A 1,768-nucleotide genomic window follows, 5' to 3' on the forward strand; every position below is an offset into this window, starting at 1 on the left:
TGGATGATGATACCGCTGATGACGACAGCACTTACGATGATTTGACCATCAACAACTATCTTATGATCGCTTCCGGACAAACCAACTTGTACAATGCCGATGGGGATCAAGTTACCAGCCTCAGTGAAGGGGATGCTTTTTACGGGCAGGATGCGAATTACCTAAAAGGTGAAGCCATGTCGTACACCGATAATGGCGATGGTACCATCATCGATGATAACACAGGGTTAATGTGGCAACAAATACCGACATCAGAGGACTTTTCATGGGATGATGCGGTCGAGTATTGCGAAAGTCTGGAATTGTCAGGCTACGATGACTGGCGTATGCCGAGTTGCAAGGAACTGTATTCCATCAGTGATTTTGGATTAGGTTGGCCGTATTTGAACACCACCTATTTTACATTGGCCAGTGGCCAGGTGACCAAAGACGAACAATATTGGGCCAGCGATTATTATGTTGGTGTTACGGTAGAGGGAGGTTCAAATGCTGCTTTTGGCGTAAATCATGTAACCGGCCATATAAAGGCCTATTCGGCTAATGCGAGTGGTCCCGTTGGCGGTAAATATGTGCGTGCCGTTCGTGGTGATGCATATGGGGTCAATGCATATATCGATAATGGTGATGGTACCATTACCGACAATGCCACAGATTTAATGTGGACACAAGATGATAATGGTGAAGGTTTGGACTGGGAAAATGCATTGGCCTATGCAGAGGCATCCGGAGAAGCAGGGTATACCGATTGGAGGTTACCCAATGTTAAAGAACTTCAGGGAATTGTGGATTATTCCTATTCCCCTAGTGCAACCGACGCTTCGGCAGTAGGTCCCGCTATTGACCCCTTATTTTCTTGTACGCCTATTATCAATGAGGGTGGCGATGATGACTACGGATATTTTTGGACCAGTACTTCGGCCAACTTTACCAGTGGGGAACCGTACTATTATGCCTGGTATGTTGCTTTTGGAATGGCTGTTGACGGTAATGGCGACGATTTTCATGGTGCAGGCGGTGTACGTTTTGACACTAAAGTAGAAGGTGGGCCTCTAGGTGAAGGCGGTGAACGCTATTACAATTATGTACGATTGGTAAGGGATGCAAATTAAAATGACGTGTATATGAGTAGATAAGAATTGATTGGTTGAGTTAGTTTGAGTTAGTTGTAGACCCGCTGGTTTTTTAAGATCAGCGGGTCTTTTTTTATTTGTTTTATAGATACTAGTCCCCCTTTGGTAGATAAACTCCTTGAACTAGTTGATTGCTTTTTTGAATCAATACTATGTGCTTTTACTTTGTTCTTGAAAGAGTAAGTAAACCATAGAAAAACAAAAGATCATGGCCATTGAAAGTATAAACGGATGTATAGGTTGCGAGGAGTGTATTAAAAGCTGCCCGACTGATGTATTACGGTTAAATACCGACTCTAAAAAAGCAGAGATTTTATATCCTGAAGATTGCCAAATCTGTCATTTATGTAGAATGTACTGTCCTGTGGATGCCATCACCATTTCACCAGAAAAATCCATTCCGGTAATCGTATCATGGGGTTGATCATGAAAAAAGAAAGCTACATTTTTAAATTGTTGCCATTGGTAATCGCCTTCATTGGTGTCCCCGTTTTGCTCTATACCCTAGGGAATTTTCCAAGACGGAATTTTCTGATGGAAACCTTATCGCTTACAACCATTTTAGGATTTACAATCCTGATGTCCCAATTCTTTTTATCGCGGATCAACAAAAAATTGGTCAAGGATATTCGAATGGT

At 42.4% G+C, this 1,768-nt stretch carries 3 protein-coding genes; all 3 read left to right on the plus strand.

From position 1 onward, the window contains the following. On the plus strand, positions 1-1,109 hold a 1,109-nt coding region (locus tag WBM98_RS14870; RefSeq protein ID WP_424366814.1), incomplete at its 5' end, for a DUF1566 domain-containing protein. A 229-nt stretch (positions 1,110-1,338) separates the two neighbouring features. Beyond that, positions 1,339-1,554 (plus strand): 4Fe-4S dicluster domain-containing protein, encoded by a 216-nt coding sequence (locus WBM98_RS14875; protein WP_424366815.1) that lies wholly within the window; start codon positions 1,339-1,341, stop codon positions 1,552-1,554. A gap of 2 nt (positions 1,555-1,556) precedes the next feature. After that, the coding region (locus WBM98_RS14880) for a hypothetical protein (RefSeq protein WP_424366816.1) at positions 1,557-1,768 on the plus strand (212 nt) is incomplete at its 3' end.

This window comes from Maribacter sp. (assembly GCF_049667165.1).
In the GTDB taxonomy this organism is placed as follows: Bacteria; Bacteroidota; Bacteroidia; order Flavobacteriales; family Flavobacteriaceae; genus Maribacter_A.

Coding starts and splice junctions, on each gene's coding strand:
- WBM98_RS14875 (WP_424366815.1), top strand. CDS start 1,339: ATGGCCATTGAAAGTATAAACGGATGTATAGGTTGCGAGGAGTGTATT.